Raw genomic sequence first — 22,544 nt, forward strand, 5'->3', positions numbered from 1 at the left:
TGCCGTTAACGCTTGGTGGATAAGGCTTTATTATCGTTTAAGTCATTGTAAAATCGTTTATTGTGACAGGTTTATGGCCGATAATTGTGAAGCCAGAAAGCAGCCTATCAAGCTCAAATTGAGTCAAGGTAAATACCTGATTTTTCTCTTTTGATGGCCACTTGTACTTGGCTTTTTCGAGGCGCTTATACCACAGGGCGAAGCCTGTTTTATCCCAGTACAACACTTTGATTTTGTCGCGCTGTTTGTTGGTGAACAGGAACAGTGCGCCACTCCCCAAGGGTAAATCGGTGTCACTTTCGATAATTGCAGCGAGGCCATTGATGGACTTTCTAAAATCGACGCTCTCACGATACAGATAAATGTCTGGTGCGCTCAGCATGCGTTTCATGACAGCGCCCCGATGAGCTCTGCTAGGTAGGTTGCAGGCGTGCCTTGAGGAATACTCAGCTCAACATCATTGACGAGAAGGGTCATGTTAGCGGTTGCTATTTGAGCTTGGTATTTCGTTGTCTTTTCGACGACCTCTGCTCGGACAAAGCCTTGAGATACATCCGCTTTTTTGAGTTGTTGGCGCTTAGCATAAAACGTTGAGGGATTGAGTTCATTGAGCTTACAGAATGCGATCGTTGACAATGAACTCGATTCAGATTGTTCGATAAGCGTTTGCCATTCTTGTTTAGTGTGTCGTTTTCCCATTTCAAATCTCCTCATGGTTGGAGACTTGATCTTATTATTCGTGTTAGGCGATTAGAATGCGGGGTTTATGGAGCGCTTACTAAGCAATGAAAGGTTATATGTGCAGTTAAGTTTTGATTGATGAGCTATAGAATAAACAAATTTATAACGACGTTAATTATATTTATTATCTATGATTTGTTTCGAAGATATATCAAGATGTATGGATTTATTAGTATCACACCCTAAGCTAGTGAATGTACCAGAGCGTGATTGCCAGATTGTAAGAGAGCGTTATTGAGCTAAATCAGCAACAAATGTTTGTTTGTAATTAGTTGTGGGTTGTAGCTCCTTTTTTATCCATTGGTTAAACAAGCTAAAGTCAGAATGTATGTGCCAGAAGAGGGAAGCAATAACTCGTTTACCAAAAAAGTCAGGGTGGTCTGTAATTACCTTAAGCTTATTCTCTTTTACGTTACCATCGATAAGAAACCCGGGTAAAAATGCGATACCTTTTTGAGCCTTACATAAGTCGATAATGGTCCCTAGGTCATCCAGTCGCCATAGGTTATATGAAGCGATGTTTGATAAGTTAAGAAGCTCTTCACAACCATCCATTAATAAGACTCGCTGTGATGCTGCGTGAGACTCAAAGGTTACCAAGTCTTCATGGGCTACCCACCAACAGTTGACGTGAAATAACTCTTCTATATTGAAGTCGTAATTTGTCTTGTGATAGGGGTTACCTAACGCTAAGTCTATCTTCCCTTCATTTATGTAGTTTCCTAAAACGAAACTCGGTTTAGTGACAACAAGTAAATCCACATTTGGGAATGCCTCTGAAAATGCCAATAGTGTCTTCTTTACGTTTTGATTGAACACTAACGGATCTATACCTACTCGGTAAACTATCTGGTCAGATATATTCATTTGTTGAGCAATGGTGACCAATTCTCGATATTTCGATACCACAGGTAAAGAGAGTTGGAATAGGCGTTCTCCTTTTTCCGTTAGCCAAACTTTAGAATGTTCTCTATTAAATACATTGAAACCTAAATCTGACTCCAGATTCTGAACCGCCGTACTAACGGTTGACTGTGATTTTCCAAGCATGCGAGCAGCAGAGCTAAATGAACCTTCTTCAACTACTGCAATGAACGAAACAATATTTTCGAAATGTAGTTTCATGATTCGACTAACCTTTTGACACAAAGAAATTATATTTATTATTGGTTGTTGATTCGAAGAACAATAGCGTGATGATAATTGTATTTCAACAAGTTTTATAAGGAGTAATAAAGCTTGGTCAATTAATTCTTAGGTTGCTTCCAAACCTTATATAAACTTTAGATAAGTAAGAATATTGCCCCGTGTCTTACTTTTTCAAGTTTATAAAATTAAATTGATATTCTTTTTGGGAGTTGGTTTTATATGTAAGGTGTTGTTATTTAGAGGTTTGTTTTTAATTCTTCTGTTTTTACTGTGCTTATTCTGATCATTTTTTGCTCGGCCTATTGATTAAATCGATAGGGGGTATTTTCCACTGAGTAGGGGCTTTGTTGCGTAATTAAATTTATAGATAGAGCTACCCCATTTCGTGTGTTTCTTAGTCAATACGACAAGTTTCAGGCATACCTAACCCAGTAAGCTTGTTCAACGCTTTTATCATCGCGTAAGTCTCACCCACCTGCGCATTGTAATGTCTTAAGCTCAATCGTCCTCCTAGTAACTGTTTAACTCGATACATCGCTGTTTCTGATAGTGAACGTCTGTGGTACCCATACCGCTCTTTCCAATACTTATTTGAGCCGTATAACTTCTGGCAAACCACGGCGAGGTTTCGAGGATGACCACGCTCCCAGAAGGCTGCCCCTTCTCTTGGGGGAATAAGCGCAATGGCTCCCTTAATCTTAATAGCAGCATGACACAATCTCGTGTCGTAAGCTCCATCACCAGACACCTCAAGGATACTTCGGCGTGTTTGTTTCAGTAAGTTCGGGAGGACTTCTCCATCTGTAACCGTCGATAAACTTAGCTCGGCTGCGATAATTTCATGAGTGCTTGTATCAACGGCAATATGCAGCTTTCGCCAAACTCTACGCTTGCCATCTGTCCCGTGTTTTTTGACTTTCCATTCACCTTCGCCATAAACCTTTAGGCCAGCTGCATCAATGGCCAGGTGCTGTATTGCTCCTCTCGCTTTAGTCTTAAATGAGACCTCAACTTGCTTTGCTCTACGACTGATGCAGGTGTAATGCGGACAACTTAATGGAACATGGGCAAGCCTAAATATTGAGTCGATAAACCCTTGCAGAGCTCTCAGTGGCATAGAAAAAACTCGTTTCACCATGAGCGCTGTCGTGATAGCTAAATCGCTGAACCGACGTGGCCTCCCGCGCTTACTCTGTTTGCTTTGCGCCCACCCGTTTATTGCCTCTTCATCAATCCAAAAGGTCAGAGAGCCACGGTTAATAAGTGATTGGTTGTATTGCTTCCAGTTGGTTGTTTTGTAACGAGGTTTAGGCATAGAGCTACGAGAAGGAGTGAACGTAGCTGATCAGATCGTAGGCTCTTGATTTAGTTCCATTGAATTACGCAACAAAGCCCTGAGTAGGGGCGGTAATTATAATAGCGACGAATTTTCAACAGCCCTTATAGGAAGAAATAATGATTACTAAGCTTTACGTGAAAACAAACATGTTTTTATCACAATTCAAGAACGATGAGCGCGGCGTAACTGCGATTGAATATGGTCTTATTGCTGTTGCAATGGCTGTATTAGTAACTACAGCAGTAGGCGCTGATGGCTTCATTGGTAAGCTAGAAGGTGCTTTTGAACAAGTAGCTACGGCTATTGAAACTGCTAGCAGCTAACATCAAGCCTTATTAGCTAATGTAGAAGATATCGAAAGATATTCGTGCCAGACCCTTGTTTACATTGGTCTGGCTTGGTTAATTTACATCGTAAAATAAGATTTATTCTAACCAAATTTAGGTGGTATTTCCAATTTTTAGTCATGAATTGTATTTAGTGGCTTTGGCAGTGCTGAGTATATATGTGTCGGTTACTGATTTTCTCTATCGCAAGATACAAAATTACACCCTGTACGTATTACTCTTCTTGCAGTGTTTCATATCCCCGTTAGATATTCAAATGATGAGCTTTTTACTGATGTTAGGTGGAGGGCTTATTCTTTATAAGCTGATATGGATTGGAGCAGGTGATATTAAATACGCCGCTATTTTGTCACTTACCATCCCTTTTGATGACTTATTATTGGCGTATATTCTGACGGCTTTTGCTGGTGGTATTTTAGCAGTTACTTATCTAATGAGTAAAAAATCAATAATAGGAAATGGCTGTTACCAAGAGGGTATTCCATATGGGGTAGCCATTAGCATTGGATTTTACTTAGTCATTTTAACTCAATCTACGCCACATATATAAACCTCCAAGAATGAGAACATTATGAGATCTCGACTGGTATTACTTGTTGCCATTGCCGCCTTGATAGTTGGCGCACTGGGCGTTATCGACTTGTTTAAGAGTGAACCTAAACCGTCAACGACCGTTGAAGTAGCGGAAGAAAAAAGTGAAGAGTATGTTTCTGTTTGGATGACCACGGAACCTTATGAAAAAGGGCTTCCGCTCGATGCTCAAGGTGTCGTCAAACAACAACTCCCTCTTAGTAAAGCATTAACGCTTGGTGTCAGAGAAGACGCCCAAATCAGCTTTTCACCCTCTATTTTGTTAAATCGAAACCTTAACGCCGGCGAGGTTGTACTGCCTGAATATCAGGTGACGCCTGGCCAACCTGGATACATTGATCTTCTTGTTACGGACGGTATGACGCTATACCCACTGAAAGTCAGCGACAAAAACCTAATTAACGACTACATCCGACCAGGTTCGTTTATCGATGTTCTGACGGTGAGTTCTCCTAATGCCAACTTGGCTGGCAATATCGATAAGCCAAAGCGCTTTAGAGGAGTGAAAGCCTCAATGTTTCTTAAAAACGTCAAAGTCCTCAACATCGGAAATGACGAAACAGGCGACAGTTCTGTCACCGCTCGAGCGCCGAGCAAAGAGGACGAATTGACTACGGTAGTCATTGAAGTTAGCCCCGATGAGTTACCAAAACTCGCACTAGCCCAGCGCACAATGCACATCGAAATCTATCGAAGCCAAACCTATACGCAACCTGAGTTTGCGGAGGTGCGCAACATTATTGATAACTATACCGGGATTGCTGAGTTACGCGGTAATGAGAATAATCCTAGAGAGGTTTTGTAATTATGATTCATCATCGAATCAAGCAAGCACTGCGTGTTTCCATGTTGGCACCGCTGATTGGCTTATTTTTTATAACAAACAGTTTTGCTGCCGATCGCTCCATTACGCTCAACGATGGTCAGCACATCAAATTCAAAAGCCCGATTGGCCAAGTGTTCATTAATAACCCTGATATCGTTGACTACAAGGTAATCAATGACAACACCCTAGTCGTGTTCGCCAATGCTATTGGGCAGTCACGTCTGATCGTCTACGGAATTGATGACGAGGTGTTGCTTTCCGATCGCATCATTGTTGATTTGAATCTTACGGATATTAGGCGTCAACTCAAATTTCATTTCCCTGATGCCAAGGTCAAGGTTCAATCAGTGGGTGAGCAAGTTGCCGTCAGTGGCCTTGTGGATTCGGAAGCGACTCGTGACGACATCTATCGTTTGGTTGCCACTCTGCTAGGACGAGAAAAAACCGAGAAGTGGGACAAAACTCAGAAGCTAGAGTTTAAATCCGACAACTCTGATTATGAAGAGCCGGAAAGTATGGTCTTTGCGCGCAACATGACGTGGGAAGGGATCATCGAACGTATTGAAGTCGCGACCACCCAGCAGGTGAACGTCAAAATATCGGTGGCTCAAGTTACTGAATCGTTTGGCCAAACCGTTGGTGTCGATTGGAGCTCAGTGGGCTCAAGTGTTGGCGAGTTTGTTTTCGACCAGTTCGATGCGGCTAACCTAAGTACATTAATCACTGCGTTAGGTAACGATCAGATTGCAGAAGTTTTGGCTGAACCTAACTTAACCGTGTTATCTGGTGAATCTGCAAGTTTCCTTGTGGGTGGTGAAGTGCCCGTTATCGTTTCTACCAGCAGTAACGTGAACATTTCATTCAAAGAGTTCGGCATCAAACTCGACCTTACTGCCAAAGTGCTTAGCCAAGACAAGATCCGCATGCAGTTAGCGCCTGAAGTGAGCGAAGTTGAGGGCTATGTTGAAGCGGCAGGAATCAAAGTCCCACAATTGGCTTCACGACGTGCGATGACAACCGTTGAACTGGCCGATGGCGACAGCTTCGTTCTCGGTGGCTTGATGAGCAGTGCTGATTTGGAAAAAATGCAAAAGATCCCTTTCGTTGGCGATATTCCAGTACTTGGCGCTGCATTCCGAAAAGCAACCACAGAAAGAAAGCGCACTGAATTGATCATCGTTGCGACCGTGAATCTTGTGGAACCGATGAAACCGAAAGACATTCAACTGCCTTACATCAAGAAGACTTCCACGTTGGCGCGTTGGCTAAACATTAAATGGGATGGTAAGTCGGTGACATCTTCCGATGCAACGATTCGTCTGTTGTCGCAAGGAGGGTTTATCCAATGAAGAAATTACTATTAATGGCGTTATTTACCACGTCACTTTTAGGCTGCGCCTCTGAGCAATATTTTGTTGGTCATGGAGCTGAAGCCTTGGTGTACAAAGAGCACCACAGCTTTGAGTTTGCGATGAAAAACCGTGCTGAAACCACCAAGCAGATTATCGCTTTGATTCAAGATATTGAATCAACGGACAAAGAAGCCACTTATGTCGTGGATTACAAATCAACCCGCAGCAAACAGATGTTGCAAGAGATCTTCGATCAATATCCGTCACATCTCATCGCGCCACAAAGAGTCTCGTATCGAAGCGCTCCGTTGCTACCAAGCGACTTAAAGATTCAGGTGACCTTAACGCGTTTGAAGACTCAACAATGCGCACCAGCACAGATTCACGTTCGGTTGAGGCAGCCAGACTGCTTTGCTGAATCGATGCGCTTGAAGCAAGTGGCTTACAAGTCTCGATTGGTAGGAGAGCAATAATGTTTGACCTGACTAAAGCATTAACAACAAAGGCCAAGCCAGTTCAGACCGGAACGACAGGTGTTGCCGGATGTACTTTGTTCTATCAATCTCAAGAGTGTTTAGACCTTGTTCAAGAAGTCTTTCGATTTGAAGGGTGGAATGATCCTGTATGCGTTAAAGCCAAAGCCGGCTTGACCAAGCTGACAGAACAACAAAGTAGCCACATTGTGATTCTAGAGCTTAATGATTCGACCAATGTTGTTGAAGACGCTAAAGCCTTTGCAAGTAAACTACCCACACACAAAGGCGTGGTGGTGATTGGTAAAGAGGATGCCATTTCTACGCTTCGTTCTCTTAAAGACATGGGTTTTTACTACGTGTTCTGGCCGGTGAATAAGCAGGAATTTGCTGACTTCTTAAATCACGTTAGCAAGAACCTGAAGACGTTCTCTGGTGTGAGTCAGAAACGCAAAGCGAAGCGCGTGGCGATTGTCGGTTCAAAAGGTGGCGTTGGCGCATCGTTTATCACTACTGAGTTGAGCTCAATATTATCGACGCAAGGCTCGGACACGATTCTTGTCGATCATCAATATGCCGATACCAACATTGATGTCTTGCTTGGCTTAAAGGATTTTAAGCCGAGAACCATCGATGAGTTCACCGCACCATTGCACGAAATGGATGAAGAAGGGGCGTTGAGTTACCTAATCAACGCTCGCAAAAATTTACGACTGTTGGCGATTGATGGCGACATGAGCCAAAGCGATGTTCTTAATTACAACCAGACCTTGTGCGAGTTGTTAGCGCGCAACACCAATTTCATTATCGAAGACTTTTCTGGTGGTGTGGATTTCAAAGTTGAACCTCAACTCTTGGTAGAAAACTTTGATGTGGTTGTGTTGGTGTTAGACGCATCTGTGTCTTCAGTAAGAAGTGCAAAACGACTGTATGAAAAAGTCTCCAACTTACAGCTTTCGTTATCGTCGCGTACGCGCGTGATTACGGTGGTGAATTACCATCGCCCGGAAAACGCTTACGTCTTACAAAAGCCCGATCTTATTAAGTATCTAGGCGCAGAAGTTGACCTCGAAGTCGATTACTGCAAAGCGTTAGCGCACATCATTATCGATGGTAAACGCGGCCATAGGCATGACCGTCACATTAGTCGTTCTATGGAACAACTGGTGAAACTGATCAATGGTCAGCCGATGGAGCAGAAGGGCATGAATTCTTGGTTGAAAAAGGTGCGTGTTAAATGAGTTCTAATAAAGACTTATACCTCGCGTTTCGTGGCCAGATATTTGAAGCCCTAGATGCAGAAGCGGTTCAGAAAATGAGCCGTCGAGACCTTGAATCGCAGATACAAGCAGCGGTTGATTTGTTGGCGAATAGCTATCAAAGACCGATCACCTCGATGATGAAGTCAGGCTTGGTAAAAAGCCTGATTGATGAACTGTTTGGTTTGGGGCCTCTACAGCCTTTAGTCGAAGACCAGTCCATTTCCGACATCATGGTGAACGGACCCAACAACATCTTTTTCGAACGACACGGCAAGGTGAAAAAGTCCGAAGTCTCGTTTGTGAATGAAGAACAACTGTTAGCCATTGCTAAGCGTATTGCCTCACGTGTTGGAAGACGTGTTGATGAACTTTCGCCGACGGTCGACGCCAGGTTAGAAGACGGAAGCCGTGTGAATATCGTGATTCCTCCCATTTCGTTGGATGGTACTTCGATCTCTATTCGTAAGTTCAGAGAGCAGAACATCGGCTTTGAAGATTTGATTGGCTTCGGGTCTATGTCTCCAGATATGGCGAGAGTGCTGATGATCGCTTCGCGCTGCCGAATTAATGTATTGATCTCTGGAGGTACAGGCTCAGGTAAAACCACACTGCTCAACGCACTATCTCAATACATTGCTGAAGATGAGCGCATTGTCACCATTGAAGATGCGGCCGAGCTGCGTCTCCAACAACCCAACTTGGTCCGACTGGAAACACGAACATCAAGCGTTGAGCAAACCGGAGCGGTAACGCAGCGTGAATTGGTTATCAACGCGCTTCGTATGCGTCCAGACCGAATTATTCTGGGCGAGTGTCGTGGCTCTGAAGCGTTTGAAATGCTGCAAGCCATGAATACGGGGCACGATGGCTCGATGTCTACGTTGCACGCCAACACGCCGCGCGATGCGATTGCCCGTGTTGAATCCATGGTGATGATGGCGAACTTGAATCAGCCTCTAGATGCGATTCGAAGAACGATAGTGAGTGCCGTTCAGATGATTGTTCAGGTCAACAGGCTGCGCGATGGTTCTCGTAAGATCACGAGTATCTCTGAAATCGTGGGCCTTGAAGGCGAGAGCGTGGTGATGGAAGAGATCTATCGCTTTCGTTATGACGACGCGCATTACGGAGAAACTGTTAAAGGTGAATTCGTCACCGACGGTATTATGCAACGATCTGAGCTTGTGAAAAAAGCGCAATTTTTCGGGCTCTATGATGAGCTCATCGCTGCGTTTAAGGGGGCATAGCATGCTTTGGATTTCATTAATCCTATTTGCGTTTGTGCTACTTTTGATCCGAGATTCAAAGGTCAAAAAGGTCTACCAATTTTTCAATATCGAAGAAGCAGAATCTGAAAACTTTAATGCGATTAACGTGAAGTCATTGGTGCGCAAGCAAGGCTGGCAAAAATTCAAAGATTCCATCTCACCAACATTAATGGTGTTGGGCCCGAGATCGACGTTGTACATCGCGTTATATATAACGGGTAGCCTTATTGCGTCTTGGTACATCGTTACAGATCTACTATCAATCACCAACTCTTGGTTGGTACTGGGTTCGTCTTTGATGTTTATCTTCTTCGGTTATCGTTTTCTGGTCACAAGAAGGCGTCGAGACTTTGAGAATACGTTCCCTGACGCGTTGAATATTCTAATGAGTGCCGTCACCGCGGGTGACAGCTTAATGCAAGCCATCAGTTATGTGGGTGATGTGATGCACAACCCCATTGGACGCGAGTTCAAGCTAATGGGAGAGCGACTGAAGCTAGGTGAGTCTCCAGAAGTGGTGCTTCAACGCTCATGCAAAAACTACCCGTACCCAGAGTTTTTGTTCTTTACCGTGACGATCAGGGCAAACATCGCTCGCGGTGGTCAACTAAAGGGCGTGTTAGCTCGTCTGATTAGGGTTTTGGTTGACTCTCGAACACTTGAGAAAAAGAAGATGGCGATGACGTCGGAAGCGCGAATTTCAGCCAAAATCGTTGCAGCCATTCCTTTGATTTTTATGATTATTCTCAACTACGTTAATCCCGCTAATGTGGATTTTGTTCTCTATGACCCAGAGGGAAGAATCATATTGTTTTACGTGCTGGGTAGTGAGCTGTTCGGCTTGTTCATTGTTTGGTTATTAGTAAGAGGAGTACGCGCATGATGTTACTGGCTTCCCTTATTGTGTTGTTCTTTTCGTTACTCTTTCTAATTGTCGACTCGATTCGCAAAGAGCAACGACATAAGAAAGTTGCACTCTATATTGGAGACGATGCTGTTCGTCCACCTTCGCGTGTAAACCGATTTTTTGTTCGTTTTGGTAAAGAGCATCGACACGAGCTCGAGCAAAAGATGATTGAGGCGGGCTATTACAACACCGAGTGGGCGAAATTTTATTTCCCTGCCAAGTTATTGGTATTGGCGTTGATTTCAGGGTTGGTGCTGTTGGGGGATATGACATCAACCAACAAGTTGCTCGTCGTTATTTTCTCGCTGATTGCCGTCATCGTCGTGCCAGATACCTTGCTGCAAATGCGACGCAAGATGTTGATCAGTCGAACCTCAGCTCAACTACCGTATTTGCTCGACATGATGTCGGTATGTGTGCAAACCGGTATGACGATTGAAGCCGCGCTGGTTTATTTGGGGAAAGAGCTTGCTGAATTTGACTCAGACCTTTGTTACCAAATTAAGCGCACGTCGGATTCTGCAAAAATACACGGACTTGAAAAGGCGCTCAATGATCTGAGTGAACGTATTCCGACGCCACCAGTACGAAGCTTCGTACTGACTATAATTCAAAACCTGCAATACGGGACATCCGTGGCGAGTGTGTTAAGTGATCTCGCTGAAGACATGCGAAAAGTTCAAATTCTTACCGTTGAGGAGAAGGTAGGTAAGCTCTCTGCGAAGATGAGTGTGCCTTTGATCCTTTTCATCATGTTCCCGATCGTTATCCTGATTCTCGCGCCGAGCATCATGCAAATGACATTGAGCATCTAGGGAGAATTGCGAATGATTGGAAAACGTATCGGCTTCATTTTACTCACGCTGAGTGTATTGGTGGGCTGTCAATCGGCACCGACACAACAAGATTTACAGCTTGCCGACGTCACGAGCATGGAAAAAGTGAACAACTATGATGGCTTGATTAGTTATTACAAATCCCAGCTAGAGCAGGGCTCCGAAGATCCAGAGGTGAAAGAGAATCTAGCATGGGCATACTTCCATAAAGGGGATATCGAATCGGCAGACTTTTATGTTCAACATCTGCAAAAAGAGGGGTTTGAAAATCCCAACTTGTACCAATTAGAAGGACAAGTGTTTGATGCAAAAAACGATATTGAAAGTGCCATTTCTGCTTACTTAGCCTCTATCGATGCTGGAAACAGAACAGGTCAAATTCACGTCTTGCTTGGTGTGTCTTACACCAAAGTTGGGAAATACGATGAAGCACAACAAGAGCTCAACCAAGCACGTTTATGCGGTTATGACGATGTCGTCGTTAAGAACAACATCGCAATGATTCAAATGGCTAATGGCGAGTACCAACAAGCGATTCAAACATTGGCTCCGGTTTTAAAAGAAGACCCAGCGAATAAAACCGTTAAAGCTAATCTGGCTATTGCTCTGATGAAAACTCAGCAAATTGACTCGGCCAAAAAGTTACTCAAAGGCGACTTCTCAGCAGAAGAGATCCAGAACATCGCTGCTGAATTGACTCAATTGGGAGTTAATGATGAAGCGTCTTAACAATCAGAAGGGCGTGACGGCGATTGAGTTTGTACTAGGTGCGCTTGTTCTGTTTTTTGCCACCTTTGCGATCTTCGAATCAAGTTACCAAATCTACGTTGTGAACATGACCGAGTATTCGCTGAGAGAAACCATCAGGAATACCAAAATATATGAAGGTAAAGGGATCAACGAACAGTACGAGAATAAGTTTAGGTCGTTAATTGAAGACGATGACAACCTATGGAGCTTCTTAATTGATAGCTCAAGGTTCTCTATCGCAGGTCAGTACTTCAAAACCTACGACGATTTTATCGCGAACAGGGGACACTCAGATCAAGGCTTGAACTTCAAATACGACTTAGCCGAGATCACTGTGACCTACCGTTATACCCCAGTCATTAAATTGGCCGGTGCCGCAGATAGAAATATCTCACGCACCATGGTTTTGAACTTAGAGCACGAGGGGTGGAAAGATGATGCTCCGTAATCAAGGTGTGTATGCGAAACGTAGTCAACAAGGCTCTTACACCATTGAGTTAGTTTTCATTCTTGTGGCCTTATGGGGCGTTTATCTGTTTGGGGCTGACTTGAGCTATCAATTGCTCGCACGTGCCAAGCTTGATCGATCCAGCTTTGCCTTAGTCAATGTTATCAAAGAGCGGACTCGTTATTTTGAGGCAGATGTGTTGGCAGGAACGAACCTATCTGTGACCAACGCAGAATTACTAGACATGACGAAAGTAGCAAGCCGAATGCTCAATACACCAGTAGACAATGTGGCCATCAAGATTGAATCGTTGACCAATAAAACGAATGTTGCTGAATTCTCAACCAGCAAGTATCGAAGCCTAAATTGCCAAACCGATTCGATTCTCGATCATGCGGATCTAGCGTCTGTAGAGAAGGGGGTTGTGTATCCATTGTACCGAATCAGTCTTTGTGAAGAGGAAAGCTCTTGGTTCAAACCCTTCTTCAACGGTGGTAGCAGTACCACAGTTAAGATTGGCTCTTCTTCAATAATGCCAGGGAGATAATGAAATGAAAATGCAGTATGGGCGTCAAATCAATCGCCAGCATATCAGTCTCCAAAGACAACAAGGGGTTGCCGCGGTGTGGATGGGCTTACTGCTTGTTCCAATCATGGGCATGACCTTTTGGGCGGTTGAAGGCACACGTTATGTTCAAGAGACCAGCCGATTAAGAGATTCAGCAGAGGCTGCGGCCATAGCGGTGACGATTGAAGATCAACCGGATCAGGCCCGTGGATTGGCGACCAAGTATGTCGAAAACTATGTTCGAGACATCAAATCAACCAACCTTTCTGCAGACCGTTTCCACCAAGCAGAAGACGAGGGTGCTGGGGTTCTTGAATACATCCAATACACAGTGAATGCCAAGACGACACACGACTCTTGGTTTGCGAGTAGCTTTATCCCGTCTTTTGATGAGCAGCAAGACCTGGCGGGCCGTTCGTTAGCGAGAAAGTACCCGGTGTATCTTGGTGACAACAACATCGACATTGTTTTTGTGTCGGACTTTTCCGGTTCAATGAACGACAGATGGGGTTCAAATCGAAACAGAAAAATCGACGATTTGAAAACCGCCATCGATGAAATATCCAGCAAAATTCTTTGCACATCGATTAAACAGGACTATGTCGATGGAGAGTGGAAATACGTTTGTGATGAGCCCGGAGAAGATACCACCGGAGACAAGCTGCTTAACCGAGTTGGCTTTGTGCCATTTAACGTTCGAACGAGGGAAATCGTCTCGGGTAATAGAGCCAACGCGACAAGCCAATTGAGCTACAAAGATAACTATAAAACCAACGTATCGCCTTATTCTTACAACGATGTTAACTGGGATTACTGGCGTACCTATTCGCAAGATTATGTGCTTGATTGTGCGTACTGGAAATCATATTGCCCAAAACCAAAATCGGACAATCAAAAGTACGCCAAACGTATCAAGGATGTGATTAATCAAGATAATTACCGAGTTGCTGACGTATACAACTATGTAGATTTATCGACATCAGTGTCGACGATGTTTACTGATAAGTCGGGGTTACAGCCTGATTTCTATGGAGTGAGTGGAACTCGTCTATTTAACGCGCATGGTTCTTCCGATTCATCGCAGTTTTCCAACATTCGCTTATCGAACAAGCTTTCAGACTTGAATCCGATTAGTTCGATGTGGGCAGACGGTGGTACGGCGGCATTTCAAGGCATATTGAGAGGTTCTCAAGTTCTGCATGATGGTGACCCAAACAGTTCCGATCAAGAAGAGCAGCAAGTCTACAACAAGAAAATCAAGATGCTACTGATTTTGAGTGACGGGCAGGAGAGCCCTAATAACGGCATTCTCAAAGGGCTCGTCGACAAGGGGATGTGTGACAAAGCAAGAGAAGAGATACCGGGCTTATACATAGGTGTTATTGGTATCGACTTTCGAGCATCTCAACAAAGTGGTTTTCAAGACTGTGTTGTTGATTCAAGTGAAGACATCATCGATGTATCTAACCTCGATGAATTGATTGAAAAGATAGAAGAACTCATCCGTAAAGGCTCAAAAACAAGCGGAATCACTAAGTTGTACTAGAGGAAAATATGAAAAAGTTAATGGTCAGTTCAATCGTTTTATCGACATTGCAGCTTAGTTTTATCGCTAATGCGGAAGAAGGTATCAGTACTTATTGCGACACTGCGTTTAGTGAATATCAACACAGTGTTACGGTTGACGATGTCGTTGGCATTGCACAACACAGGCAGGGCTTTTTACAAATAGAGCAGCCGTCTGACAGCAGTGAGCTAAAGCAAGCGTTAGCAGGTCAATCTAATCTAGGTAGGAACCAATCAGGATGTAAGACTTGGATCAGTAACCAAGATCGTCAAGGGTTACTAGCACGTCTTCATTTTGGTTTTGACCAACACAATTTATCGCCGATGGGCAGCAAAGCTCTGAGCCAACTTGCAGGCGAATTAAACACTAACGGCAGTGCGATTACGGTGGATGGGCACACCGACAGCACAGGTGCAGAGGGTTATAACCAAGCGTTAGGACTACAAAGAGCGCTCACGACATCAAATGCTTTGGTTACCAATGGCGTGGAGAAGAACCGCTTGGTCATTCGTTCATTTGGTGAAAGTGAACCTATCGCGTCTAACGCAACGCCAGAGGGTAGAGCGAAGAATCGACGCACAGAAATTTGGGCCTCTACGAATGATGCTTCTGAATTAGACAATTAGGATGTAGGGTTTGGTTGTTGCTTAGTTCTAGGTAATAACCGCCCTAGATCATCGCTCTTGGGATTTTTGTTACAACGTATACTAATGAATATTCGATTAAGTTTAACTATCTGATACTAAAGAAATATAAATGCTTTTTGATAAGTTCTCTTCTGAAGGGATGCAAAGAAATATCGATGTCGATACTTGGGTATCTATATTGGATAACATACGAGATATAATGGACGCATCGAATGCGGGCATCATCATGCTCTCTGATTTGAGTTGCTCTGGTTCTGAGAGTGTGTGGAGCTCCTCAAACATATCGTGTAACCAACATAAGAGCAAAATTAGCCTATTTTGTGAGTATGTGCATAACGAAAATCGCACGGTCTATTTGAGTGGTCACGCTGGTGGTGATTCCGTTTCTGAGAATGGTAAGGATGCCTATAAGTCTTTTTGCGGGGTTCCTGTTAGGGATATCGATGAAGAAGTGTTCGCGGTGCTCTTGGTGTTTGATTTAAGCCCAACAATGTATACCGAAAGCCAAGTTAACTTAATTGAGAACATATCGACTCTATTGCGTTCTGAAATCCTGTTAAAAGAAGAGAGCCGGATTTTATACAAAAACAGTCACTTTGATATCATGACGACGCTGCTTAATCGAAGGGGTTTTTTCCATGAATTCAACAAAGCAAACATCAGCGATGGAGAGATCGTTTGTTTGTATTTTGATTTGGATAACCTGAAATACATCAATGATACGTATGGTCACTTCAAAGGTGATGATTACATATCTGGCTTTGCGTCATGTATTAAAAACAATTCAAAGTACAACACTATATCGGCTAGAGTCGGTGGTGATGAATTCATCGTCGTCATACACTCAGAAGAGCCTGGGTATGCTCGTGAATTGGTCAGTAACATCCATGCAGAGTTCCATGATTTCATCGAAGGTTTTCGTTGTGATGATAAGGTGCCACTCGGTTTTTCATATGGTTGGGGTGTCGCGGATTCTCGAAGTTTCAACATTATTAATCTAATAAAGTCGTCTGATGAAAACATGTACCTCAACAAGAAGAACAAGATTTAGATGTTTGTGACAGCTGTAAAAAAGCCCACTGGATGTGGGCTTTGATGTAGATGATGCTTTAGCTATTTTCGAAACTAAGCTCGAATGATCATTTGTTCGCGCTCAGGACCGACCGATACCATCACAATTGGCACGCCCATCAATTCTTCGATACGAGTTACGTAATCTTGTGCTGCTTGAGGAAGGCTCTCAAACGTGCGACAGCCAGTGATGTCCTCGTCCCAACCTGCCATATCTTCATAAACAGGTTTTAGTTCGGCCGTTTGTGGCCAAATCGGGTTCTCAGTATGTTCGCCTGAGTAAGCCGTACAGATCTTAAGTTCAGACAAACCAGACAGGCAATCGATCTTAGTCAGTGCGATTTCCGTTGCAGCTTGCAGGTCAACGCCGTTGCGAGTTGCTACTGCGTCGAAGTAACCCATATCACGTGGGCGGCCTGTTGTTGCACCGTATTCGTTAGAGCTTTCGCGGAAGCTGTCTTGCTCTTCCATTGCAGTTACAAGCGTGCCAGTACCCACTGACGAGCTGAAAGATTTAGCAACAGCAATAACGCGTTCAGGGCGAAGGGCAGGTAAACCGCTACCAATGCCTGCATAAGCTGCAGTTACATTCGAAGACGTTGTCCAAGGGTATTCACCGTAGACAAGGTCGCGACCTGCGCCTAACTGAGCTTCAAACAGTAAGTTTGCGTCTTGCGATTGCAGTGCTTTTAGCGGCTCAGTTACGTTGCAGATGAACGGGCGCCAAGCTTTAGTCACTTCAAGTAGCCATTCTGTCATTTCAGAAGCAGTCTGAGTGAAGTCACATTGAGGGTATAGTGCTTTAAGTTGAGGCATTTTCCAATCAAGCAGGAATTGAATGCGCTGCTCTAAAATCTCAGGCTGATTCAGCCAACCGACAAGAATGCCTTTCTTCATCACGCGGTCGCCGTACGCTGGAGCAATACCTTGACGTGTTGAACCGTAAGCGCCATCGCCCAAACGTTCTTCTTCAAGTGTATCTTCAAGAGCGTGTAAAGGGAGACACAGTGTCGCACGATCGGAGATCGCCATTTTCACTTTGATGCCAGCCGCTTGTACTTCTGCAATTTCTTCAGTTAGCGCAGCAGGGCTTATCACCATGCCAGGGCCAAGAACCGCTGTACAATCAGGATTAAAAATACCACTCGGTAGCTGGTGCAGTTTGAAAGTACCGAAGTCATTTACCACAGTATGACCTGCATTGTTTCCGCCTTGAAAACGAATGCTAGCAGAAGCTTGGTCTGCTAAAAAATCGACGATGCGGCCTTTGCCTTCATCACCCCAGTTTGCGCCCACAACAACGATAGATGGCATAATTTTTCTCCTAACTGATTGAGAAATCATGTTAGGCCTATAAAGTGGATAAGAGAAATTAATTATCTTTATTATCTTGATAAGAATTCCATATATACTTAAAGTCTTAAGCTAGAAACGAGATTCCCTATCGCGTTCGTTTATCACTGTAGGGAATGATATAAGTGACACGAGAGAGGGGACATGATGCTCGATATTAATTTGTTGAAGACGTTTGTGACGCTTGCGGAGTACAAGCATTTTGGGAAAGCGGCCAATGCACTGCATATGACACAACCCAATGTGAGCTTGCACCTAAAACAATTAGAACAACAAACGCGTATAAAGTTGATTGAAAGAAGCCCATTTCAATTAACTCAAGCGGGTGAACGGCTATTGGAAACAAGCCAACGTACGTTACTCGAACTGCAAATTTGTAAGGCCGATCTCAACGCCATTAATGACCTTAAAATAGGGACATTAACCATTGCCGTAAGTGACATCATTTCTCGATTCTTGCTGATTCGCCCGTTCCAGAAATTCAAAGCGCAGTATCCCGGTATTGACCTTACGCTATTGAATACCACGTCATCTCAGGCATCGAGTTTAGTTAAAAATGCTCAGGCGGATATTGGCTTTGTTATCGCCAAAGAACAGCACAACGAGTCGTTATATTTCACAAAGCTTCAGGAACTTTCTTGGTGTGCGCTAGGCGATGGGTTTAATATCCAAGACTCTGCTGTCGAGCTCACTTTGATTCTACTGGGCCATGATACGAGAACACGTGACTTCATCGATGAAGGTTTACCAAATTTAAACCTACCCAATCACAGGGTAATGGAAGTAGGAAGTGTCGACGCTCAGATCGACTGGGCAGAAGCGGGTTTTGGTGTGGCGATTGTTCCTGAATTTGCAATATCAACTAAGCAACATCTGAACTCAAAAGTCACACCATTGGCAAACTTTTCGAGCACCAGTCTTGGCTATATTGTGAGGCAGAATCAAGTGTTGTCGAAAGCGACCAAGCAGTTGTTAGGGTGGGTGAATGATGAGATTACTCTGTTGCAAAACAAATAATACCATCCCTGAATCTGTTCCAGTTAAGCCCACATCGTGTGGGCTTTTTTGTGCCTGAAAATCTCAGTCTGTACTGAATCTATAGGCTCCGGAACGACCTAGCGCGCACCATCAGCAATTCGTCTTACAAATCGGAGTTTTAAAACTCGTCGTTGACAAAGTTTGATAATCAAACTAAATTTCAATTAATTACTTTGATTGTCAAATTACTTGTTAATCAAAGGGCTTTATTCACAACGATCGCCTAACCACAAACACCAGCTAAGGACACCATTTTGAGTTTTCCAACACGTCACCAACACAACTTTTCTTCACATAACAGCCAAGGTGAGAAACGCACGTTCTACGTCTTGTTATTGACAGTCGTTACTATGGTTGTCGAAATCGTTGCGGGCTATATTTACGGTTCAATGGCATTGCTTGCCGATGGTTGGCATATGGGAACACATGCTGCGGCGTTTGGGATTACCTTGTTTGCATACCGATATGCGAAGAAACATGCCGAGAGCGAACGTTTCTCTTTTGGTACAGGTAAGGTTAGCGTGTTAGGGGGCTACACCAGTGCGATCGCATTGGGGATTGTAGCATTGTTGATGCTGGTGGAATCGGTGCATCGTTTGTTCAACCCGCAAGCGATTCAGTTTAATGAAGCGATCATCGTCGCCTGTATTGGCTTAACTGTGAATGTCGTGAGTATGTTTTTACTCGGTGATCACCATCATGACCACGGACACGACCACAGCAACAGTCATGGACATTCGCACGGTCATTTACACAGCTATGATCACGACAGTGCCCCCAGTCATAAACATAACGAGCACCATCACGATCACAACCTACGCGCTGCCTATATGCATGTGTTGGCGGATACTCTAACTTCGCTGCTTGCGATAGTTGCTCTGCTATTTGGTAAGTTTTACGGTTGGAACTGGTTGGATGCGGCTATGGGAACGGTTGGCGCATTCGTGATTGCCAAGTGGACGATGAACCTTATGAAACAAACCAGTCCAATCCTGCTGGATGAGAATATCGACCAAGATTATCGTGACTCAGTGACTGAAACCTTAACGCCTTATGCATCGGTCACTGATTTCCATATGTGGAAGGTGAGTGGGCATCATTATTCAGCAGCGATTACTCTTGAATCAAACAGTGATAAAACCGTCTCTGAATATAAACAAATGCTCGCCAAGTTTGATAAGATTAATCATCTTACTCTTGAAGTGCATTCAAACGTCCATGCGAAATATAGAACAGCTTAACCAAATACTGACTGAGTTCTACGATAAAATGTCTTCGTGGGAGCAGTCTGTTGTCAAAGAGACGGGTTATTCCCTGGCTCAAGTACACACCATTGAAGTACTTGGTATGCATGGCGCGTTAAGAATGAAAGAGCTCGCTGAAAAGTTGGGTATCACCACGGGTACACTTACTGTTCAAATCGAAAAGTTGGTTAAAGCCGAATTGATTGAACGCCATGAACACCCAACGGATCGTCGTGCAATTGTGGTGGCATTAACTGATGAAGGTCAGAAGATCCACGTTCACCATAACCAGCTTCACTTGAATTTGGTTAATGAGCTGACGCAAGACATCGAAGAAGACGAGAAATTGGTATTATTGAAGTGCCTAACCAAGATGGTGAAAGCGTTTTAGTCAGCCTTAAGTTCGCACTCTAACTTATTATCTGCAAAGCGATTGATTAAGAAATCCAAAAATGGACCTGACTCTAATTGAGTAGGTCCATTTTTTTCGCCGTTTACGCTCGACAGTACAATCACTCATCGATGGGTTCACTGTTTAAAAAACGAGTCAAAATCTCCAATATTGGTCTTCGTTCTTGCTCCTCTGATGAGCCAAAAAAGTGTCATTTCTAACCCTAAGGTCAATAATTATCCAAAGTGTTTTAATTCAAAGCCTTACATAGCAAGGCGTTCAAGCCTTTACGCTCCGTCAAATAGCTGTCTCTCACTTTTATCATTCAACTAATGTACATGTAATAAATTTGTGTTATTGATAAATTTAACTTTAGTTGGCTGTTTCATTTGCTGTTTAAATGCAATTAAGAACGTCATAGCTAGTGGACTTAGAAGCCACAGTTTTAGACGCTCATTATCGATATAAAAACCATAATAATAATCAGGTCGCGCAAGTTGGTTATCCATTCTTTGATGCGATTTATTTAGATACTCATAGTTAATTTAGTAAAGACGAGCCACGTATATGAATATAAAGAAAAAGCTCTATTCGTTGGGGATGTTCTCCATCTTCGGCATGATTTCACTGCTGTTTACCACATCACAATTTGCAGACACCACCGCTCAAATGAGCGAAGCCAAACAAATAACCAAAGAACTTGAAGTGCGTTTGCTCAACCTTCGCCGTAACGAGAAAGATTTCTTACTGCGTAGCGATATGAAATACCTCGACAAGTTCGACGTAAACTACAACAAATTCTTAGCGTCGGAATCTGAGCTAGATACAGTGCTCAGTGATTTAGGTTTAGCCAACAGCACACACTTACGTGAAGACATCGAAACCTACCACACCAGCTTTGTTAACCTAGTCAAAGCGAGCGAAGTCTATGGTCTAGCTCGTGACAAAGGCCTGCTAGGCGAGTTTCATGTTTTACTCGATAACATCAGCGCGACAGCCAGTGCTGAACAAAAAATCGAACTTTACCTGTTCAATGACTTAATTGAGAAGGGGGAGTTTGACCCGAGTGTTCTTTCTATTACTTCTAGTGTTGGAAGCTCAATTGCTTTGATAGATGCTGCGCGCCAAGTGGTTGAGCAGAAGCGCGTGATCGGTTTGAAGCATAACGAAGGCCTGCTAGGCGAAGCTCGTTCTGGTTCACACGTTATCGAGACTCAATTTAAAGAGTTCTCGGCGGTGCTAGACCAACAAACGCAGCAAGAGATGGACAAACTATCGCTGATCAACAACATCCTTTGCGTCACGCTACTCGTGTCAATCATTCTGTTCAGTTGGTTAATTGTCCGTTCTATTATTGGCAAGATTGAGTCACTGCTTTCGGTGATTCGCAATATTGTTGATTCTAACGACGTGTCTATTCGTTCCCACCTTGATGGTAAAGACGAACTCAGCACTTTAGGCCAATACTTCAACCAATTGCTTGATCAGCTGGAAGGCTTGATCGCGGCATCTCAATCTAAGTCACTGCAGCTGACGCAAAGCACGTCGAACATGCATGACGAGCTAGAGTCAGTCATCAAACAGTTTGAAGTTCAAGCAAATCACACCTCTACCATGACAACGTCAGTGCAAGAAATGGCACTCACAATAGGTGAAATCTCAGAAAGCACATCAGTTGCGGCTGAAGGTGTTCATCAAGCAAAAGTGAATGCCGATAAAGGCCGTGAAGTGGTGGTTGAAACCATCAGCAATATCACCCAGTTGTCTGAACGCCTTTCAAGTAGCCAAGATTCGATCAGCTCCCTGAACCATCATGTTGATCAAATCGGCGATGCAGTAAACATCATCCAAGGCATTGCAGAACAAACCAACTTGCTGGCACTAAATGCAGCCATTGAAGCGGCACGTGCGGGTGAACAAGGCCGAGGCTTCGCGGTCGTTGCCGATGAAGTACGTGCACTAGCAAGCAGAACGCATCAATCGACCACAGAGATAACCTCAGTGGTGAGTGCAATTCAAAGCCAGATGCAGGCGTCGATGACAGAGATTGGCGAGTGTAATCAACAAGGCCAACTAACGCTGAAAGATTCAGAAGAGCTGGATGCAAGCTTGCAACTTATCTTGAGCGATATGGAAAGCATCCAAGGTAATTCAGAACGTATTGCCTCAGCGATTGAAGAGCAGGGTGCAGTAATGGCGCAAGTGAGCGACTCAATCAATGAGCTGAACACTATATCGAACGACAATAACGCTTCGGCGCAGCATTGTTTAGTTGAAGTGGACAAGGTAGCAGAACAAGCGAACGACATGGACCAAGCGGTCGCGCAGTTCAAGACTTCGTAAACCACATAGAACTTACTAAAACAAAAGGCGTGG

At 43.8% G+C, this 22,544-nt stretch carries 24 protein-coding genes; 19 read left to right on the forward strand and 5 right to left on the reverse strand.

What is annotated here, in order from left to right; genetic code table 11:
• Window positions 1-37 precede the first annotated feature (37 nt).
• The 4 genes from tnpB to AC3CH3_RS07200 all read right to left on the reverse strand — a co-directional run bounded on the left by tnpB (window position 38) and on the right by AC3CH3_RS07200 (window position 3,205).
• The gene (gene tnpB, locus AC3CH3_RS07185; RefSeq protein WP_261893880.1) at window positions 38-391 is read right to left on the reverse strand and encodes an IS66 family insertion sequence element accessory protein TnpB; all 354 of its coding nucleotides are present in this window, start codon (window positions 389-391) and stop codon (window positions 38-40) included.
• Complete coding sequence (gene tnpA / locus AC3CH3_RS07190; RefSeq protein WP_488537056.1) at window positions 388-699, reverse strand: IS66 family insertion sequence element accessory protein TnpA; 312 nt, start codon at window positions 697-699, stop codon at window positions 388-390. Before tnpA ends, tnpB begins: the two co-directional genes overlap by 4 nt.
• 273 nt (window positions 700-972) lie before the next feature.
• A complete protein-coding gene (locus AC3CH3_RS07195; protein ID WP_019826709.1) occupies window positions 973-1,866 on the reverse strand; it encodes a LysR family transcriptional regulator in 894 nt (297 codons plus the stop codon).
• Window positions 1,867-2,284: 418 nt separating this feature from the next.
• On the reverse strand, window positions 2,285-3,205 hold the full coding sequence (locus tag AC3CH3_RS07200; protein ID WP_488538072.1) for an IS5 family transposase: 921 nt from the start codon (window positions 3,203-3,205) through the stop codon (window positions 2,285-2,287).
• A 140-nt stretch (window positions 3,206-3,345) separates the two neighbouring features.
• On the opposite strand from AC3CH3_RS07200, the gene AC3CH3_RS07205 reads away from it, so the two are divergent.
• From AC3CH3_RS07205 to AC3CH3_RS07275, 15 genes are all read left to right on the forward strand, one after another.
• Window positions 3,346-3,552 carry a Flp family type IVb pilin gene (locus AC3CH3_RS07205; RefSeq protein WP_019826707.1) on the forward strand — a complete coding sequence of 69 codons (207 nt, stop codon included), beginning with the start codon at window positions 3,346-3,348 and terminating at the stop codon, window positions 3,550-3,552.
• A 148-nt stretch (window positions 3,553-3,700) separates the two neighbouring features.
• Entirely contained in the window at window positions 3,701-4,126 is a 426-nt protein-coding gene (locus AC3CH3_RS07210; RefSeq protein WP_488538163.1) for an A24 family peptidase, read from the forward strand.
• A 21-nt stretch (window positions 4,127-4,147) separates the two neighbouring features.
• The gene (gene cpaB / locus AC3CH3_RS07215) at window positions 4,148-4,972 is read left to right on the forward strand and encodes a Flp pilus assembly protein CpaB (RefSeq protein ID WP_488538073.1); all 825 of its coding nucleotides are present in this window, start codon (window positions 4,148-4,150) and stop codon (window positions 4,970-4,972) included.
• A complete protein-coding gene (locus AC3CH3_RS07220; RefSeq protein WP_488538164.1) occupies window positions 4,972-6,342 on the forward strand; it encodes a type II and III secretion system protein family protein in 1,371 nt (456 codons plus the stop codon). The genes cpaB and AC3CH3_RS07220 overlap by 1 nt, the downstream gene beginning before the upstream one ends.
• On the forward strand, window positions 6,339-6,818 hold the full coding sequence (locus tag AC3CH3_RS07225; RefSeq protein ID WP_488538074.1) for a hypothetical protein: 480 nt from the start codon (window positions 6,339-6,341) through the stop codon (window positions 6,816-6,818). Before AC3CH3_RS07220 ends, AC3CH3_RS07225 begins: the two co-directional genes overlap by 4 nt.
• Window positions 6,818-8,059 (forward strand): CpaE/TadZ family protein, encoded by a 1,242-nt coding sequence (locus AC3CH3_RS07230; RefSeq protein ID WP_488538075.1) that lies wholly within the window; start codon window positions 6,818-6,820, stop codon window positions 8,057-8,059. Before AC3CH3_RS07225 ends, AC3CH3_RS07230 begins: the two co-directional genes overlap by 1 nt.
• Window positions 8,056-9,327, forward strand: coding sequence for a TadA family conjugal transfer-associated ATPase (locus AC3CH3_RS07235; protein ID WP_048658590.1), 1,272 nt, complete (start codon window positions 8,056-8,058; stop codon window positions 9,325-9,327). Before AC3CH3_RS07230 ends, AC3CH3_RS07235 begins: the two co-directional genes overlap by 4 nt.
• Before the next feature lies 1 nt (window position 9,328).
• Window positions 9,329-10,231, forward strand: a complete 903-nt coding sequence (locus AC3CH3_RS07240; protein ID WP_488538076.1) for a type II secretion system F family protein — start codon at window positions 9,329-9,331, stop codon at window positions 10,229-10,231.
• The gene (locus AC3CH3_RS07245; protein WP_019826694.1) at window positions 10,228-11,070 is read left to right on the forward strand and encodes a type II secretion system F family protein; all 843 of its coding nucleotides are present in this window, start codon (window positions 10,228-10,230) and stop codon (window positions 11,068-11,070) included. The genes AC3CH3_RS07240 and AC3CH3_RS07245 overlap by 4 nt, the downstream gene beginning before the upstream one ends.
• 12 nt (window positions 11,071-11,082) lie before the next feature.
• A complete protein-coding gene (locus tag AC3CH3_RS07250; protein ID WP_488538077.1) occupies window positions 11,083-11,820 on the forward strand; it encodes a tetratricopeptide repeat protein in 738 nt (245 codons plus the stop codon).
• The gene (locus AC3CH3_RS07255; RefSeq protein WP_488538165.1) at window positions 11,807-12,289 is read left to right on the forward strand and encodes a TadE/TadG family type IV pilus assembly protein; all 483 of its coding nucleotides are present in this window, start codon (window positions 11,807-11,809) and stop codon (window positions 12,287-12,289) included. Before AC3CH3_RS07250 ends, AC3CH3_RS07255 begins: the two co-directional genes overlap by 14 nt.
• Window positions 12,279-12,836: a tight adherence pilus pseudopilin TadF gene (gene tadF / locus AC3CH3_RS07260; RefSeq protein ID WP_488538166.1), complete on the forward strand. Its 558-nt coding sequence runs from the start codon at window positions 12,279-12,281 to the stop codon at window positions 12,834-12,836. The genes AC3CH3_RS07255 and tadF overlap by 11 nt, the downstream gene beginning before the upstream one ends.
• Window positions 12,837-12,846: 10 nt before the next feature.
• Window positions 12,847-14,403, forward strand: a complete 1,557-nt coding sequence (locus tag AC3CH3_RS07265) for a TadE/TadG family type IV pilus assembly protein (protein WP_488538167.1) — start codon at window positions 12,847-12,849, stop codon at window positions 14,401-14,403.
• Window positions 14,404-14,411: 8 nt separating this feature from the next.
• The gene (locus AC3CH3_RS07270) at window positions 14,412-15,050 is read left to right on the forward strand and encodes an OmpA family protein (RefSeq protein WP_488538078.1); all 639 of its coding nucleotides are present in this window, start codon (window positions 14,412-14,414) and stop codon (window positions 15,048-15,050) included.
• A gap of 130 nt (window positions 15,051-15,180) precedes the next feature.
• Window positions 15,181-16,122: a sensor domain-containing diguanylate cyclase gene (locus AC3CH3_RS07275; protein ID WP_488538079.1), complete on the forward strand. Its 942-nt coding sequence runs from the start codon at window positions 15,181-15,183 to the stop codon at window positions 16,120-16,122.
• Between the two features lie 74 nt (window positions 16,123-16,196).
• Here the strand turns inward: AC3CH3_RS07275 and AC3CH3_RS07280 are convergent, their stop codons facing one another.
• The gene (locus tag AC3CH3_RS07280; RefSeq protein ID WP_019826682.1) at window positions 16,197-17,456 is read right to left on the reverse strand and encodes an adenylosuccinate synthase; all 1,260 of its coding nucleotides are present in this window, start codon (window positions 17,454-17,456) and stop codon (window positions 16,197-16,199) included.
• Between the two features lie 183 nt (window positions 17,457-17,639).
• Here AC3CH3_RS07280 and AC3CH3_RS07285 point away from each other — a divergent pair, with 183 nt between their 5' ends.
• The 4 genes from AC3CH3_RS07285 to AC3CH3_RS07300 all read left to right on the forward strand — a co-directional run bounded on the left by AC3CH3_RS07285 (window position 17,640) and on the right by AC3CH3_RS07300 (window position 22,511).
• A complete protein-coding gene (locus AC3CH3_RS07285) occupies window positions 17,640-18,512 on the forward strand; it encodes a LysR family transcriptional regulator (protein WP_488538080.1) in 873 nt (290 codons plus the stop codon).
• A gap of 275 nt (window positions 18,513-18,787) precedes the next feature.
• Window positions 18,788-19,774, forward strand: a complete 987-nt coding sequence (dmeF, locus tag AC3CH3_RS07290) for a CDF family Co(II)/Ni(II) efflux transporter DmeF (RefSeq protein WP_488538081.1) — start codon at window positions 18,788-18,790, stop codon at window positions 19,772-19,774.
• Window positions 19,752-20,168, forward strand: coding sequence for a MarR family winged helix-turn-helix transcriptional regulator (locus tag AC3CH3_RS07295; RefSeq protein ID WP_019826679.1), 417 nt, complete (start codon window positions 19,752-19,754; stop codon window positions 20,166-20,168). Before dmeF ends, AC3CH3_RS07295 begins: the two co-directional genes overlap by 23 nt.
• Before the next feature lie 618 nt (window positions 20,169-20,786).
• Entirely contained in the window at window positions 20,787-22,511 is a 1,725-nt protein-coding gene (locus tag AC3CH3_RS07300) for a methyl-accepting chemotaxis protein (RefSeq protein WP_488538168.1), read from the forward strand.
• Window positions 22,512-22,544 lie beyond the last annotated feature (33 nt).

The organism is Vibrio sp. QJM3NY_35 (assembly GCF_057785915.1).

Excerpts from the sequence above, each read along its gene's own strand:
- tnpB (WP_261893880.1), bottom strand. The coding sequence starts at position 391 with ATGAAACGCATGCTGAGCGCACCAGACATTTATCTGTATCGTGAGAGC.
- AC3CH3_RS07200 (WP_488538072.1), bottom strand. The coding sequence starts at position 3,205 with ATGCCTAAACCTCGTTACAAAACAACCAACTGGAAGCAATACAACCAA.
- AC3CH3_RS07205 (WP_019826707.1), top strand. The coding sequence starts at position 3,346 with ATGATTACTAAGCTTTACGTGAAAACAAACATGTTTTTATCACAATTC.
- AC3CH3_RS07265 (WP_488538167.1), top strand. The coding sequence starts at position 12,847 with ATGCAGTATGGGCGTCAAATCAATCGCCAGCATATCAGTCTCCAAAGA.
- AC3CH3_RS07225 (WP_488538074.1), top strand. The coding sequence starts at position 6,339 with ATGAAGAAATTACTATTAATGGCGTTATTTACCACGTCACTTTTAGGC.
- AC3CH3_RS07240 (WP_488538076.1), top strand. The coding sequence starts at position 9,329 with ATGCTTTGGATTTCATTAATCCTATTTGCGTTTGTGCTACTTTTGATC.
- AC3CH3_RS07270 (WP_488538078.1), top strand. The coding sequence starts at position 14,412 with ATGAAAAAGTTAATGGTCAGTTCAATCGTTTTATCGACATTGCAGCTT.
- tnpA (WP_488537056.1), bottom strand. The coding sequence starts at position 699 with ATGGGAAAACGACACACTAAACAAGAATGGCAAACGCTTATCGAACAA.
- AC3CH3_RS07300 (WP_488538168.1), top strand. The coding sequence starts at position 20,787 with ATGATTTCACTGCTGTTTACCACATCACAATTTGCAGACACCACCGCT.
- AC3CH3_RS07250 (WP_488538077.1), top strand. The coding sequence starts at position 11,083 with ATGATTGGAAAACGTATCGGCTTCATTTTACTCACGCTGAGTGTATTG.
- tadF (WP_488538166.1), top strand. The coding sequence starts at position 12,279 with ATGCTCCGTAATCAAGGTGTGTATGCGAAACGTAGTCAACAAGGCTCT.
- AC3CH3_RS07230 (WP_488538075.1), top strand. The coding sequence starts at position 6,818 with ATGTTTGACCTGACTAAAGCATTAACAACAAAGGCCAAGCCAGTTCAG.
- AC3CH3_RS07285 (WP_488538080.1), top strand. The coding sequence starts at position 17,640 with ATGATGCTCGATATTAATTTGTTGAAGACGTTTGTGACGCTTGCGGAG.
- cpaB (WP_488538073.1), top strand. The coding sequence starts at position 4,148 with ATGAGATCTCGACTGGTATTACTTGTTGCCATTGCCGCCTTGATAGTT.
- AC3CH3_RS07195 (WP_019826709.1), bottom strand. The coding sequence starts at position 1,866 with ATGAAACTACATTTCGAAAATATTGTTTCGTTCATTGCAGTAGTTGAA.
- AC3CH3_RS07235 (WP_048658590.1), top strand. The coding sequence starts at position 8,056 with ATGAGTTCTAATAAAGACTTATACCTCGCGTTTCGTGGCCAGATATTT.
- AC3CH3_RS07275 (WP_488538079.1), top strand. The coding sequence starts at position 15,181 with ATGCTTTTTGATAAGTTCTCTTCTGAAGGGATGCAAAGAAATATCGAT.
- AC3CH3_RS07245 (WP_019826694.1), top strand. The coding sequence starts at position 10,228 with ATGATGTTACTGGCTTCCCTTATTGTGTTGTTCTTTTCGTTACTCTTT.
- AC3CH3_RS07280 (WP_019826682.1), bottom strand. The coding sequence starts at position 17,456 with ATGCCATCTATCGTTGTTGTGGGCGCAAACTGGGGTGATGAAGGCAAA.
- AC3CH3_RS07295 (WP_019826679.1), top strand. The coding sequence starts at position 19,752 with ATGCGAAATATAGAACAGCTTAACCAAATACTGACTGAGTTCTACGAT.
- AC3CH3_RS07255 (WP_488538165.1), top strand. The coding sequence starts at position 11,807 with ATGAAGCGTCTTAACAATCAGAAGGGCGTGACGGCGATTGAGTTTGTA.